The following is a 15,660-nucleotide window of genomic DNA, read 5'->3' on the forward strand; positions in this document are numbered from 1 at the left end:
AACCAAACCCGTGGCGATAACAGAATAACTGTTCAGATTTTGTTCAATTCAGCCTTTATCCAGTCATCGAGAGCGGGTATCATGCCAACCCTTTTTCGAACTCTCATGATCCGGCCCCACCTCAGGGAAGTCCTATGTCGGCGGTACGCATCGGCCCATACACATTGCAGAACGGCTTGATTCTCGCCCCCATGGCGGGCGTCACCGACCAGCCCTTTCGTCAGCTGTGCAAGCGTTTGGGCGCAGGGCTTGTAGTCTCGGAAATGGTCACCAGCGACATGAGCTTGTGGAACACCCGCAAGTCGCGCATGCGCATGATCCACGAAGGCGATCCCGAGCCACGCTCGGTGCAGATTGCCGGTGGTGATGCGCAGATGCTGGCGGATGCAGCCCGGGCTAACGTCGAACTGGGCGCACAGATTATTGATATCAACATGGGTTGCCCGGCAAAAAAGGTCTGCAACAAGGCCGCCGGTTCTGCGTTGTTGAAGGACGAGGCACTGGTCACCGAGATCCTGCAGGCCGTTGTGGCTGCGGTAGATGTGCCGGTGACCCTGAAGATCCGCACTGGCTGGGATCGCGACAACAAGAACGGCCTGACCGTGGCGAAGATCGCCGAGCAGGCCGGCATTACGGCGCTGGCAGTGCATGGCCGCACTCGTGCCGATCTGTATAAAGGGGAAGCCGAGTACGACACGATTGCCGCGATCAAGCAGGCGGTGTCGATTCCGGTGTTTGCCAATGGCGATATCGATTCGCCGGAGAAGGCCCGTTACGTCCTCGACGCAACCGGTGCCGATGGCCTGTTGGTAGGCCGAGCCGCCCAAGGGCGGCCATGGATTTTTCGCGAGATCGAACACTTCCTGCGTACCGGCGAGAAATTGCCGGCACCGGAGCTGATCGAGGTGGAACACATACTGCTGGAGCATCTGGCCGCACTTCACGCTTTCTATGGGGACGTGATGGGCGTGCGCATTGCCCGGAAGCATGTGGGCTGGTATCTCGCAACCTTGCCGGGCGCCAGGGAGTTTCGCGCCCACTTCAATCGTTTGGATGGTACGGAAACACAATGCGCCAATGTTCGGGAGTTTTTCGCCGAGCATTACAAGAGCCTGACAGGGGACGAAGAAGGGGTGGCCGCATGACGATGATGACCGAGACTTTAGTGAGTGGAACAGCACCCGTGAGCGACAACGTGAATTTGAAACAGCACCTCAACACCCCGAGCGAAGAAGGTCAGACCCTTCGCGGGAGTGTCGAGAAGGCGCTGCACAATTATTTCGCCCACCTTGAGGGCGCGTCCGTCACGGACGTGTACAACCTGGTGCTCTCCGAAGTCGAGGCGCCCCTGCTCGAAAGCGTGATGAACTACGTCAAGGGCAACCAGACCAAGGCGAGCGAGCTGCTGGGACTTAACCGCGGCACGCTGCGCAAGAAACTCAAGCAGTACGATCTGCTGTAAGCATTCAATCAAACCAGAAAGGCGCCCGCGTAAAAAACGGTCGCCTTTTTTGCTGACTTCCTTTGCTTTTGATGGAAATTGAGATGACCGACCAGACTACCCGCCTGCCGATCCGCCGCGCCTTGATCAGCGTTTCCGACAAGACCGGGATCCTCGAATTCGCCAAGGAGCTTGAAGCCCTGGGCGTCGAGATCCTCTCCACCGGCGGGACGTTCAAGCTGCTGCAGGACAACGGCGTAGCCGCTGTGGAAGTCGCGGATTACACCGGTTTCGCCGAAATGATGGACGGTCGGGTAAAAACCCTGCACCCGAAAATCCACGGCGGCATCCTCGGTCGTCGCGGTATCGACGACGCAATCATGAACGAGCACGGCATCAAGCCGATCGATCTGGTTGCAGTCAACCTGTACCCGTTCGAAGCCACCATCAACAAGCCAGGCTGCGACCTGCCGACCGCCATCGAAAACATCGACATCGGCGGCCCGACCATGGTCCGTTCGGCAGCGAAAAACCACAAAGACGTAGCGATCGTGGTGAATGCCAGCGACTACGCCAGCGTGCTCGAAGGCCTCAAGGCCGGTGGCCTGACCTACGCGCAGCGTTTCGACCTGATGCTCAAGGCCTTCGAACACACCGCGGCCTACGACGGCATGATCGCCAACTACATGGGCACCGTGAATCAGGCGGCTGAAACCCTCTCGACTTCCGGTCGCAGCGAATTCCCGCGCACCTTCAACAGCCAGTTCATCAAGGCTCAGGAAATGCGCTACGGCGAGAACCCGCACCAGAGCGCGGCGTTCTACGTTGAAGCCAAGCCTGCCGAAGTCGGCATCGCCACCGCGACCCAACTGCAGGGCAAAGAGCTGTCGTACAACAACGTGGCCGACACCGACGCCGCGCTGGAATGCGTGAAGAGCTTCGTCAAACCTGCCTGCGTGATCGTCAAGCACGCCAACCCATGCGGCGTGGCGGTCAGCCCGGACGCTGAAGGCGGTATTCGTCAGGCCTACGAACTGGCCTACGCCACCGACACCGAGTCAGCATTCGGCGGCATCATCGCTTTCAACCGTGAACTGGATGCCGAGACCGCGAAAGCGATCGTCGAGCGTCAGTTCGTTGAAGTGATCATCGCCCCAAGCGTCAGCGAAGAAGCCCGCGCCATCGTCGCGGCCAAAGCCAACGTGCGCCTGCTGGCCTGCGGCGAGTGGTCGGCTGACCGCGCCGCTGCCTGGGACTACAAGCGCGTCAACGGCGGCCTGCTGGTACAGAGCCGCGATATCGGCATGATCAGCGCCGATGACCTGAAAGTCGTGACCAAACGCGCCCCGACCGAACAGGAAATCCACGACCTGATCTTTGCCTGGAAAGTCGCCAAATACGTTAAGTCCAACGCCATCGTCTACGCCAAGAACCGTCAGACCATCGGTGTCGGCGCTGGCCAGATGAGCCGCGTAAACTCGGCGCGTATCGCCGCGATCAAGGCTGAGCATGCCGGCCTGCAAGTTGCCGGTTCGGTAATGGCCTCCGATGCATTCTTCCCGTTCCGTGACGGCCTGGACAATGCGGCCAAGGTCGGCATCACTGCGGTGATCCAGCCGGGCGGCTCGATGCGTGATGCTGAAGTGATTGCTGCTGCTGATGAGGCTGGCATCGCGATGGTGTTCACAGGAATGCGTCATTTCCGTCACTGATATACCGGTTCAAATGTGGGAGCGAGCCTGCTCGCGAATGCAATCTGTCTGTCATAGCTGTTTTGACTGACACACCGCTTTCGCGAGCAGGCTCGCTCCCACATAAAGCGCTCCAGCAGCGCCTGACAGATTTTTGAGGTTTTTGAAATGAATGTTTTGATCATTGGCAGCGGTGGCCGTGAACACGCCCTGGCCTGGAAAGTGGCTCAGGATCCGCGCGTGCAGAAGGTTTTTGTTGCACCAGGTAACGCTGGCACCGCCATTGAAGCCAAGTGCGAAAACGTCGCCATCGACGTGCTGGCCCTTGAGCAACTCGCCGATTTCGCCGAGAAAAACGTTTCCCTGACCATCGTCGGCCCGGAAGTGCCGCTGGTGGCTGGCGTTGTCGACCTGTTCCGCTCCCGTGGCCTGGACTGCTTTGGTCCGACCGCTGGTGCTGCGCAGCTGGAAGGCTCGAAAGCCTTCACCAAGGATTTCCTGGCGCGCCACAAGATCCCGACCGCCGACTACCAGAACTTCACCGAGATCGAGCCGGCCCTGGCTTATCTGCGTGAAAAAGGCGCGCCGATTGTGATCAAGGCCGATGGCCTGGCCGCCGGTAAAGGCGTGATTGTCGCCATGACCCTCGCCGAAGCCGAAGACGCCGTGCGCGACATGCTCGCTGGCAACGCTTTCGGTGATGCCGGTTCGCGTGTGGTCATCGAAGAATTCCTCGACGGCGAAGAAGCTTCGTTCATCGTCATGGTCGACGGCAAGAATGTGCTGCCGATGGCTACCAGCCAGGACCACAAGCGCGTCGGCGATGGCGACAGTGGCCCGAACACTGGCGGCATGGGTGCTTACTCCCCTGCCCCGGTCGTCACCGCCGACGTGCACCAGCGCGTGATGGATCTGGTGATCTGGCCGACCGTGCGCGGCATGGCCGAAGAAGGCAACGTCTACACCGGTTTCCTCTATGCCGGTCTGATGATCGACAAGGCCGGCAACCCGAAAGTCATCGAGTTCAACTGCCGCTTCGGCGATCCGGAAACCCAACCGGTGATGCTGCGTCTGCAATCGAGCCTGGTGCTGCTGGTCGAAGCCGCTCTGGCGCAAGCGCTGGACAAGGTTGAAGCACAGTGGGATCCACGTCCGAGCGTGGGCATCGTGCTGGCCGCTGGCGGTTACCCGGGCGACTACGCCAAGGGCGCGGCAATCAACGGTCTGGACGCAGCCGCGAAGCTGGAAGGCAAAGTCTTCCACGCCGGTACTGCGCTGAAAGATGGCAACGTCGTCACCGCCGGTGGTCGCGTACTCTGCGCCACCGCAATGGGCGCAAGCGTGAGTGAAGCGCAGCAGCAAGCCTACAAGCTGGCGGCCGCCATCGACTGGGAAGGCTGCTTCTACCGCAAGGACATTGGCTACCGCGCCATTGCCCGTGAGCGTGGCGAAACCCAGGAATAAGCTGTACCTCAAGTCCGGCGAGGGATACCGTTCCTCGCCGGGCTGTTCCGCCGCCGCGCATCGTTATATTCTGGCATCAACCTACGAAGGGATTTCGCCGTGCGCTGGCTCAGGATTGCCATAAGCTTCACCGTCACGTTGCTGACCTTGCTCTGCATGCTCCCGGCCCAGGCCGCGCAAGGCAGTGGCTGGTCGGTATTGCTTGATGATCAGGGCAATCTGCAACTGAGCGACATCCGCTCCACTCGTTACACCAATCAATTCAGCCCCATCGACCTTGACCGCCTCACCGCGTCCGAGCCCGATGGCGCCTTGTGGCTGCGTTTCCGGCTGGCACCGGGCAAGCACGAACAAGTGCTGCGGGTCTTCGCCCCTGACCTGTCACAGCTCAATCTCTATGTACTCGACGGTGACAAACTGATCGAGCAACGCAACACCGGTACCGACCAGCCGCAAGCCGAACGGCCGTTGCCGAGCAGCGACTTCATGCTGCCGTTGCCGCAGAGCGACAAACCCCTCGATGTCTATCTGCGCATGGTCTCCGACCATCAGTTGCGCCCGCACGTCACCCTGCAATCGGCGGTGATGAGCGCGGCCAACCACAATCAGACGCTGGTCTTCGGCTTGTTGTTCGGCTGCCTCGGCATGCTGTTGTTGCACAACCTGGTGCGCTACGCCTACTCCCGCTCGCGCAGCAGTTTGTGGCTGGCGGTCTGTGAAGGCCTGCTGGGGCTGAGTCTGTTGCTGCTGCTCAATCTCGCCGGCCCGTGGCTGCCGAACTGGCATGCGGTGCAGACGCCGGGCGCCTATCTGGCGTTGCTGCTGACCGCTCCGGCCGGGTTGATGTTCGCCTATCGTTTCTTCGCCCCGCTCGGCCCGCATCCGCTGAACAAATTGCTGCTGGGCGACATCCTGTTCATCGTCACTTGCAGCCTGTTGCTGCTGTTCGTCAACACCCTGCCGCTGAACATCATCACTTATGCCTTGGTGGCTCTGGCCGGCCTGAGCATGTTGTTTGTCGCCTTCTATCATTGGCAGAAGGGCTATCGTCCGGCGCGCTTGTTCGTCGCGGCGATGGTGGTGTTCAACATCGGTACGCTGATCATTCTTCCGGCTCTGTTGGGGCTGACACTGGTATCGCCGCAAGGCCTGATCATGACCCTGATGGCGTTCATCTGCATCAGCGGCCTGTTGATGAGCATCGCCCTCGGCGAGCGTCAGCGCAGCATCACCGAAAGCCGCTTCAGCGTCAGCCGCGACCTCGCGGCGAGCAATGCCGAGATCAACGCAAAAGCCGAATTTCTCGCCAAGATCAGCCACGAAATCCGCACGCCAATGAACGGCGTACTGGGCATGACCGAGTTGCTGCTGGGTACGCCGCTGTCGGTCAAGCAACGCGACTACGTGCAGACCATCCACAGCGCCGGCAACGAACTGCTGACGCTGATCAACGAGATCCTCGACATCTCCAAGCTCGAATCCGGGCAGATCGAGCTGGACGACGTGCAGTTCGACCTCAACGCCTTGATCGATGATTGCCTGAGCATCTACCGGGCCAAGGCCGAGCAGCAGAACGTCGAGCTGATCAGCTTCATCCAGCCGCAAGTACCGCGAGTGATCAGCGGCGACCCGACCCGTCTGCGCCAGACCCTGCTGAGCCTGCTGGAAAACGCGCTGAAGAAAACCGACGAAGGCGAAGTGCTGATCGTCGTCGCCCTCGACGAACGCAGCAACAAACCGCGCCTGCGCATTGCCGTGCAGGACAGCGGCCAGCCCATGGATCAGGAAGAACGCGATGCGCTGATGCACGCCGAACTGCACAGCAAGCACTTCCTCTCGGCCAATCGCCTGGGTGGCAATCTGGGGCTGGTGATCGCACGCCAACTGATCCGCCTGATGCAGGGCGAATTCGGCATCAAGAGCGGCGCCAATCAGGGCAGCACCTTGTGGCTGACCCTGCCGCTGGATCCCGATCGCCTCGAACACCCGACCTCGGATCTCGACAGCCCGCTGCAAGGCGCGCGGGTGCTGGTGGTCGATGACAACGACACCTGCCGCAAAGTGCTGGTGCAGCAGTGCAGTGCCTGGGGCCTGAATGTCAGCGCCGTACCGTCGGGCAAGGAAGCGCTGGCACTGTTGCGCACCAAGGCGCACTTGCGTGACTACTTTGATGTGGTGCTGCTCGACCAGAACATGCCGGGCATGACCGGCATGCAGCTCGCGGCCAAAATCAAGGAAGACCCGAGCCTGAACCACGATATTTTGCTGATCATGCTCACCGGCATCAGCAATGCGCCGAGCAAGATCATCGCGCGTAACTCGGGGATCAAACGCATCCTCGCCAAACCAGTGGCCGGCTACACGCTCAAGACCACGCTGGCCGATGAACTCAACCAGCGCAACAAAGGCCAGGTGGTGTTCCAGCCGCAAGTGGTCACTGCAGCCACGGCCGCCAAAGTGCCAAGCGATTTCCGCATCCTCGTCGCCGAAGACAACACGATTTCGACCAAAGTGATTCGCGGCATGCTCGGTAAGCTCAACCTGCAGCCGGACACCGCTGCCAACGGCGAAGAAGCGTTGCAAGCGATGAAAGCGCAGCGTTACGACCTGGTACTGATGGACTGCGAAATGCCGATCCTCGACGGTTTCTCGGCGACCCAGCAACTGCGCGCATGGGAAGTCAGCAATCAGCGCATCCGCACGCCGATCGTGGCGTTGACCGCGCACATTCTCGCCGAGCACAAGGAGCGCGCGCGCCAGGCCGGGATGGATGGGCACATGTCCAAACCGGTCGAACTGTCGCAACTGCGCGAGCTGATTGAGCACTGGGTGGCCCAGCGTGATCAGCAGAACCGGGCCACGACGCCAACCTCCTGAGTCCACAGGCCCCGTAGCGCCTGATAGACTCCCCCTCGACTTCCCTCGCCAGTGAGCTTGCACCATGCTCCATGTGTTGTTCAGCGTTTACCTGAAGATGCTGGTGCTCTACAGCCCTTTCTTCGTGCTGTCCTGCTTTATCAGTCTGACCCGCGGTTATTCACGCAAAGAGCAACGGCGGCTGGCCTGGAAAGTCGCGGTGGCGACGCTGGTCTCCAGCGTTCTGCTGTATTTGTTCGGGCGGGTGATTTTCGATGTGTTCGGCATTACCGTGGATGCGTTTCGCATTGGTGCCGGCAGCGTGCTGTTCATTTCGGCGCTGGGCATGGCGCAGGGCAAACCGGCAGTGCAGGCCGACAACGTGCAGCAGGACGTGACCATCGTGCCGCTGACCATTCCGCTGACCGTCGGCCCGGGCACCATCGGCGCCTTGCTGGTGATGGGTGTCAGCCAGCCGCACTGGGACGACAAGCTCACTGCGATCATGAGTATTGCGCTGGCCAGTTTCACGGTGGGCGTGGTGCTGTATCTGTCGAACCGCATCGAACGGATTCTGGGGGATCAGGGTTTGCAGATTGTCAGTCGTTTGATGGGTTTGTTTGTCTGCGCACTGGCGGCGCAGATCATTTTTACCGGGGTCAAAGGTTATCTGGTGCCTTGAGCGCCTAACCTCGGTTTAACTGCCAAAACAAAAACGCCGCGAACGACAACGTTCGCGGCGTTTTACTGTGCAGATGAATTTACTGCTCAGGGCAGACGTTCAGCCACCACCGCCAGGCTGGCAATGGCGTCACCGTCCTGCACAGCCGCAAAAGCCTGCAACCACTGTTCGAGTGCGAACAGGCAATGACGGCCAGCCATTTTGACCGCCAGCTCGCATTCACCCTGCTCCTCGACGCCGCGAATGATCAGACTGTGCCCATTGTCCGGGTCGGCCAGTACCAGGTGGCCAGCCACTCGCGACATCAGCAAATGCCCACCCTCCGCTACATCCAGCACCAGCAAGCCAGGTTCCGGCGTTTGCCCGGCAGATGGACGTCGCACATCGACAACAATGCAATCCAGACGCTGCCAGGCTTCGGCCGATATCCGGTAGCCTTCGGTGCGCGGACCGAAGGTCAGAATCAGCTTTTCGACACCGTCGGCAAGCAATGGCTGCACCTCGGCGAGATCATCACTCAACTCCAGCGCCATGACTTCCTCATCACGGTGCGCATAGCTACCCGGCAACCAGACGCCATCGACTGTTCCGGCACTGAAGAGCAATTCGTCAATAGGGTCGAACAGCAGCGGATTGGCCGCATCACGCGTACCGAGGAATGTTGCCCATTGTCCATCGTCCCGTGCGGCCACCTCAAACAGCCGATCGAGCGTCGGAACGTAGTACTGGTAGCGATTACCGGTGTTTTCCACGGGTAGAAATGCGGCATGGGACTGCCCTTCCAGCCGCCGTTGCAAACGCTCCTGCAACTGCCCTGGCGTCTGACCAGGGACGTGTGACCATCGGTTTTCCAGGCTGGTAATCCGCGCCGGTTGCTGATCGCGCAGTAGCAGCGTCACACCTTCGCGGGTACGCCCGAGCAGGCCGTCTGCGTGCGGCAACACTTCGCAAAACGCCCACGACGACCAAACCTGTTCGGGCTGGGGCAAGGCTTCGCGATGCAACAACACGCTGCCGCTGCCAAACGCCGTCCGCATCCTATCGACGCAAACCAGCGTCTGGCGCCAAAGCTGTCCGGCGCGCGCATCAAACAACCAAACGGCCTGCCGATCAGGCGTCAGCGCCAGTAAAGCAAACTCGCGGTTAGCCGTTGCGTCCATCAGCACGAGCTTTGCGTCAATGCACCACGCCGCCAGAAATGTCTGCCCCAGATGGGCACGCAAGCCGATAATCGCAAAGGCTGCGCTACTGTATTGCCTGGCAAGCGCCGGTAATGCCGTCAGCCAATCGGGATTTTGTTGCAGCCAATGCCGGCTGAGACCGACAAACTTCAGAACATTTCTATCAAGCTCGGACAGCCAGTTGTCGTCCTTGGCACCGAGGTCGATTTCGAACAGTCGTCCGTCGTTTTGAGTGGCGAGGAAGCTTTCACCCACACGGGTAACCTCGATCACATCTTTCGCCAGCGCCTTGTGCCAGAAAACATTGTCGCGCAGTTCGATGCCATGGCTGAGCGTCTGGCTTTGCTGGCTGTAAAACAGCAGCGAAGCAGCCGGATCAGCGGACCGAGGCATCAGCATCACCCTGTCCTCGTCACTGCCGCCGTCGGCACGGAAGTACCTGTCGTGATGCGCGCCAATCCATGCCCACTCAAGCAACTGATCGAAAGACCAGGCACGCGCGTGAATATACGGTGCGTAGGTCCAGGTAGTGACCGGCGACGCCATGCCGGGTGTCTCGTCCGCATAGGGGCGCTGCGTTTTCTGGCGATGGCGGAAAAACGCGATTCTCGTGCCTTCCTCCGGCTTGAGGAAAGAGTTTTCCAGACCGGGCGACCACATGTGGATGTCCGTCAGGATCACCTCGTGGTCGCTCAGATGAAACTCCAGCGTCGTGCGCACTTTCACGGACTTTTGTTCTACCAACTGCTGCGAGACTCGCAGCGTGCCGTCAGCCAGTTGCCCGAATGTGGTGATTTTCGTACCAGGTTCCAGGCTCAGTAACCGATAACGATGGACGACCGAGCCAGTGATCACATCGACGCGCCAGACCGTGGCATGGTCGGGATGATAAAACCACGCATGAGTCGTGTTGGCGGCGCCGAGCATCAGACCCTCATTGACTTCGCCCGGCAGATCGCGCGCATACAACACGCGTTTTTGAGCGACATCGTAAAAGGCTGTCGTGCGCACATCGAGGCTGGGCGGATTGAGCGGAACCTTGAACCGCTGAAGCGTGACGTACCCCGTGCCTAGGCGCATCTCCTTATCTCGTTTGCGCAGGTGGGCAAGCACTTCACGCGGGGTGTTTTTATCATCGCCCAAGGTGATGGAAACCAGGCACAACGCATTGCGTTGCCAGTCCAGTTGAAACAACTCTCCCCCGGCCAACTCGATCAGCCCCTCGAACGCCGACAGTACGATACCGTCGACCGTCAGTTGATGCCCCGCCAGGTATGTCTGCGGGGGGTCGACATCCATCTTGGGCAGGACATCAAAGCTGACCTGCTCGATGCTGGCCCAAGGGGCATGCACCAGCCATTGGGTCGCGCCTTTGAATTTCACCGCTTTCAATCCCGGCGTCAGACGTAGCTGGCAGCGGTCTGACGTGGCGCTGATTTCGTAGGACAGTTTTTGCTGGCATTCCACCGGCAAGGCCGGCACCGCCAGTTGGCGCACGTGCTCGTCCAGCACCACGCTGATCGTTGTCGGTTTGTAGACCGGATGCAGTTTGTAGAGGATGTGCTTGAGCGACGGCGTGCTGTGCAGATAAAAGCGTCGGTTGCCCTGCTCGTCATACTCCAGCTTGTCCGCCGCGCTGTTGCGCAATTGCGGATAGCGCGTGTGGATGCGTTCATCCAGTTGATTCTTCAGCGTATCGGTCAATGCCGTGAATGGATTGATCAACGAGTACCAGTTCGGCTCAGGCATTTCACTGGCGATGCGAGGCTCTACCTGCTCTCCCGGCAGTGGCTCGTAGACGTAGCCCGCGCCTCCCAATTGATATTCGTACCCGTAGTAGCAGAGCGGCGTGCACGGCAACACCACGGTATGAGGCGCAGCAGCTCTGTGAATGTTCAGCGTCGCACTTTCGGGGAGACCGAACGCATGCCGAATATTGAGGGAACGGTGTATCTGCCTGGGATCAGCGTTGTATTGCGGCAATTCAAGTGCACCGCCGCCCCACGGATAAAATCGCTGACTGTCAAAGCGCACCCGCCGGTCCTGCAAATCCAGATGGGTGATGACGGCTTCCGGCGGGAACTGCAACACCCCGTCTTCGACAGTGAATGCGCCCGGTTGGTACGCATTGTGGATGGCACGCAGGTGATTGCCGACCGCTGTTGCCTTGTCGGCAATCTGCCCCAGATTACTGGCGATGGCAGTGACACCGATGCCGATGCCGAGCAGCGGCACAGACAGAAAAGCAGCGGCTGCGCCTGCCGTTCCACCTGCCGCCAACGCGGCGATATCCAATCCCAGCGCCACTGTGTTGAACGCCAGGGATGTGGAGAAGCGCGAGCGCTGCTCGTGATTCTCCGCCAGTGACAGGTTGTAAATATCGAAGCCGATATTGACCAGCGAGAACGCAAAACCAACGCCGGTTGCCGCGCGACCGAGCACGCGGCCAGACAATGACGACTGGCGCAAGAGCAGCGCCTGTTCACTGGCCACCACTTGCCGCACCAGGTTGATCATCTGCGCGGTATCGCTGACCACGCCAAAACCCAACTGCGCATAGCTGACGTAGACTTGTACTTGCAGCGCGATCGACAAGCCTGGCACCTGATCACCCGCCAGGTATTCGCGATGACGCATTTCGCTGATCAGCGTCTGGATCGCAAAGGCGAAACTCAAGCGACTGCCGCCATCCGCCTCGGCCGGACCACCGGGGTTGCCTGCCTTCACACTCTCATGCAGATGCTGTTTGAGCTGAGTGAAGCGCGGGTCGGCCGTACTGACGGTGCGCGCTGGATGGCGATTCTGCGCATCGACCAACGTCAGCGAAAAACCCCCGTCCGCCTGCGGTTTGAGCGTTTCCAGCAAAGGCAGATATTCCCGCCCGAGCGAATGCTCGCTGCGCAACTGCCGCGTAGCCTGAGCAAATTCCTGCGCCCAATAGCGCGCATCCATTTGCGCCAGACTGGCGCCCATTCGCGCGTTTTCGCTGAGCGAACGCTGGCGCGCCACGGCTTGTTTTGTCCAGACCGGAACACGCTGTGAATCACTCGAAGGCATGAGCAAAAAACTGTCCAGGCGCAAACCGCTCGATAGCTTGCGGGCCGCGATCGCTGCAGTGTTCAACTCGATCACGTTGAACCGCGCTGCGGCCATCTCGCCAAGCCCGTAAAGCTTCGCCAGTGCGCTGTCGCCCGCGCTCAGATAACGCTCAACGCCGAGCTTCACTTGCGCGCCTTTGGCGAACGCGTAAATGGCAAAGTTCGGGTCATAGAAGCGGTAGACGAATTGGTCTCCAGCCTGCACTTTGGCCACCAGCAAAGCGTGATCACCGGTGTCGAGCAAGAAGACGCTGGACGCCGTTTTCGCCTCCAGCGTCTGCATGACCGTGTCCAGACTCTGCAAGCCGCGTGATTCGCCGATGGCACTGCCGGGCAGGGCCCGCAGTTCGTTCAACGCACTGAGCAATGCCTGGGAGCTAAGCTCCTGATGGTTGACGTTGGCTGTGGCGACATGCCCCACCAACGTCCGTTCGGCCGACTCGCCGGCAGCCACCGCTGCGCCCATCAGCAGCGCCAGCGGATAACACCGACGCCCTGGGTCACTGGCATTGTGCATCAGCAAATCCTGTGACAGTTGCCGGGCCGAGGTCGCGCCGGCCTCGACGAACATCTCGCGCACCTGCGCACTGCGCTGGAGAATCCGCGAGCGGTACTCACCCTGCGCCGTGCGATTGATCTGGCCGATACGTTCGCCCCATTGCCGCAAGGTCAGCGGCTCAAACAATGCCTGCACCTTGAGTTCGCGCGAGGTCAAAATCCCTGGCACCTCTCCACGCGCCAGCCCGGCCTCGAAATCGGCTGATTGCCGCTGGCGGATGGCTTTTTCGACGGCGTCATAACGGGCGAACGTGCCGTCACCGTCGGTATCGACAGCGAGGTCACGCACGGTTTGCCAGACCTCGCTGAAGCCGGCATCGTCCAGACTTGTCGCACCGAAAATCCCCCCGAGCATGACGCGCACCAACGGGCTCAGTTGCTCAATCGGCAAAGCGTCATGGGCAATGCGGCTGAACAGTTCGTTGAGGTTGCTCGAGGATTCGGCGCCATGGGAAACAGGCAGTGCGCGCACAGGTTGCGCAAGGATCATCTGACGATTATCGAAGCCGATGGAAAAGCCCTTGGTGAAGGTGATGTCACCACTCAGCTTGTCCCTCATGGCGCGCACAAAAGGTTCGCCCAGATCATCCATCAATTGCTGCAGGACTGCCGTCAACAGTACCGGTTTACCGCCGACCACGGGCCAGCCTTGTTTGAACGTCAGTGTCTGTCGCGGTTGAAGCAGATCCGCCAGTTGGCCGGTATAACGCGATTTGAGTTTGCCGGCTTTCCACTTTTCCTGCTCGTTGGCCAGCCATTGCGCCTCGTCGTCATTGACGGTCCAACCGGAGATAGCCTCCTCCTCGGTCTGGACGTTGTAACCCTCCGCCAGGCGCAAACGCTCCTGAACCGTGACTTCGTTGTCCGACAGGAGGTGAGTCTCGACATGGTTTTTCAATCCGGTGACCGCCGCGCCGGGTCCGGTCAGCGTAATGGTGCCGCGCGCTCCGACGCGAATGCCATCGCGGTAGTAACTTAAAATGGACTCGCTCAACTTGCCCAGAAAATCCTGCAGCGTGCGTGTCAGTTGCCCCTGCGCGATTTTCTCGTTCATCACGTTTTCTATGACATCGAGCAATCGTTCCGTCTGTGACCAGTCGACCGACGATGCTATTGCCGACTGTTCAACGGCTTGCAGACAGTCATAGTTGAAGCGGATCAATTGCATGACCGCGAGCGTCATCTCGCTTTGCGGGTGTGCCAGCAGATGAGCGTTCATCTCTCGGCTGAATTGCGTGCCCATACGCAGACCGTGTTGCGGGCTGTGGACTTCACGTGGCGCGACGAATATAGCCTCGACGCCGGGCTTGCTGCGGGCAAAGGCCAGCAGTGCATCGAGATGGGTGACAGGCAACGTATCCGTGTGGTCGGTGTAGCGCAGGCGGTCGCGCCCCGGCATCAAGGTTTCGTCATGATTGAGCAAAAGCTGCAGCACCCCCAGTCGCTGCTCGTCACTGAAACCGCTTATATCGACTCCACCCAGTTTGTCGGACAGCGGCGGCAAGTAATCCATGTCACTGTAACGACCGCCCTGCAGATACTCGGCCTGCAAACGCACCACATCGCTGGCTGCTGCAAAGTTACCGCGCATGGACACTTCGCGTTGATAGACATCCTGTAAAAAGTGCCCGGCAAACTCCCGTCCGACATCGCGCAACTGCAAATCGGTGCCAGCCATTTGCTGATGACTTTGCAAACAGCGTTGACGAAAGGCCTCCAGCGTCGCGCGGTCCTTGCCGTACGCACGCACCATCAAATCGATTCGGGCCTGATCGGCGTGGCCTTGCCATTGCGGCTGTTGCAGGTATTCAAACATCTCGCGCTTCAATACACGTGCACGATCTTCAATCATCTTTGCCAGCTCACCGGGGCTGGTCACAGTGTCGCCGCCCGACTCCATCGCATCGACTCTGGCACTGTCGGATATCACCCGATTCATTTCGAAAGCGAGCAATGCATCGCTGTCGTACCAAAGATTGAACTGGTAATTTTCGGCAGCCAGCACCTGGCGCCAGATATTCATGTAATCGCGCTGGATACTGCCGACTTCACTGCCGCCCACCCAGACAAAGTGCATGATTGCGGGGACCGGACTGGATACATCACTAAGTATGTTGACAGTACCTGCCAAACGACCGGCATAGTCTCGCAACTTGTCTTCAATCATATTGATCAACGCCGGCACGGGCGCTGAGTTGAAATGTGACAAGCGTTCGAGGTTTTGAACGAAGAGCGTTACAACTTGCAGCTTTTCAGTGAGACTCGTGGCCTGCCCGGCATTTTCGTAAAGGGCTACCAACATTGCATATTCGGCAGAACCGGAAAGTGCCTTGAACGTTCGTTTCAGCGCAGAATATTCATCAGGCGAAATAAAGTTGAACCCGCCGACATATTGCTCCATGACACCCATCAGACTTCATCCTTTATTCATTGAGAGAATCCAGGACGAAGTTATTCTGCCGACGCGGCAACTTCAAAAAACACAAAACTCAAATAATTTCCCGAGAAACATCAAACGACAGATAAGTTCATCGCGCGCATGATCCGGTAACAAACAGCGGCATGGCGAGTCGTTCAATAAACAAACGAAGCGGTGTTCCTGACGGATTCACCGCTCGGTTTTAAACCTTATCGGCTGATAAGGAATTTCGACTTGATATCTCGCCGAGGCAACTTATTTACAACTTGC

At 59.3% G+C, this 15,660-nt stretch carries 7 protein-coding genes; 6 read left to right on the plus strand and 1 reads right to left on the minus strand.

The genetic code is table 11. The annotated features are described in order from the left end of the window. Positions 1 to 134 precede the first annotated feature (134 nt). The 6 genes from dusB (at position 135) to L8H52_RS20245 (ending at position 8,134) form a co-directional block, all read left to right on the plus strand. On the plus strand, positions 135 to 1,145 hold the full coding sequence (gene dusB / locus L8H52_RS20220) for a tRNA dihydrouridine synthase DusB (protein ID WP_007914598.1): 1,011 nt from the start codon (positions 135 to 137) through the stop codon (positions 1,143 to 1,145). Then, a complete protein-coding gene (fis, locus tag L8H52_RS20225) occupies positions 1,142 to 1,462 on the plus strand; it encodes a DNA-binding transcriptional regulator Fis (protein WP_003221275.1) in 321 nt (106 codons plus the stop codon). The genes dusB and fis overlap by 4 nt, the downstream gene beginning before the upstream one ends. Before the next feature lie 83 nt (positions 1,463 to 1,545). After that, positions 1,546 to 3,153 carry a bifunctional phosphoribosylaminoimidazolecarboxamide formyltransferase/IMP cyclohydrolase gene (gene purH / locus L8H52_RS20230; protein WP_242208446.1) on the plus strand — a complete coding sequence of 536 codons (1,608 nt, stop codon included), beginning with the start codon at positions 1,546 to 1,548 and terminating at the stop codon, positions 3,151 to 3,153. 147 nt (positions 3,154 to 3,300) lie between these two features. Next, a complete protein-coding gene (gene purD, locus L8H52_RS20235; protein WP_242208447.1) occupies positions 3,301 to 4,596 on the plus strand; it encodes a phosphoribosylamine--glycine ligase in 1,296 nt (431 codons plus the stop codon). A gap of 99 nt (positions 4,597 to 4,695) precedes the next feature. Further along, a complete protein-coding gene (locus L8H52_RS20240; RefSeq protein ID WP_242208448.1) occupies positions 4,696 to 7,473 on the plus strand; it encodes a hybrid sensor histidine kinase/response regulator in 2,778 nt (925 codons plus the stop codon). Between the two features lie 64 nt (positions 7,474 to 7,537). Further along, the gene (locus L8H52_RS20245) at positions 7,538 to 8,134 is read left to right on the plus strand and encodes a MarC family protein (protein ID WP_025111770.1); all 597 of its coding nucleotides are present in this window, start codon (positions 7,538 to 7,540) and stop codon (positions 8,132 to 8,134) included. Positions 8,135 to 8,220: 86 nt separating this feature from the next. On the opposite strand, the gene L8H52_RS20250 is transcribed toward L8H52_RS20245, so the two are convergent. Then, positions 8,221 to 15,048 (minus strand): TcdA/TcdB pore-forming domain-containing protein, encoded by a 6,828-nt coding sequence (locus tag L8H52_RS20250; protein WP_242208449.1) that lies wholly within the window; start codon positions 15,046 to 15,048, stop codon positions 8,221 to 8,223. Positions 15,049 to 15,660 lie beyond the last annotated feature (612 nt).

This window comes from Pseudomonas sp. CROZ-RG-20F-R04-15 (genome assembly GCF_022662375.1).
In the GTDB taxonomy this organism is placed as follows: domain Bacteria; phylum Pseudomonadota; class Gammaproteobacteria; order Pseudomonadales; family Pseudomonadaceae; genus Aquipseudomonas.

Coding starts and splice junctions, on each gene's coding strand:
- purD (WP_242208447.1), top strand. CDS start 3,301: ATGAATGTTTTGATCATTGGCAGCGGTGGCCGTGAACACGCCCTGGCC.
- purH (WP_242208446.1), top strand. CDS start 1,546: ATGACCGACCAGACTACCCGCCTGCCGATCCGCCGCGCCTTGATCAGC.
- dusB (WP_007914598.1), top strand. CDS start 135: ATGTCGGCGGTACGCATCGGCCCATACACATTGCAGAACGGCTTGATT.
- fis (WP_003221275.1), top strand. CDS start 1,142: ATGACGATGATGACCGAGACTTTAGTGAGTGGAACAGCACCCGTGAGC.
- L8H52_RS20250 (WP_242208449.1), bottom strand. CDS start 15,048: ATGCACTTTGTCTGGGTGGGCGGCAGTGAAGTCGGCAGTATCCAGCGC.
- L8H52_RS20245 (WP_025111770.1), top strand. CDS start 7,538: ATGCTCCATGTGTTGTTCAGCGTTTACCTGAAGATGCTGGTGCTCTAC.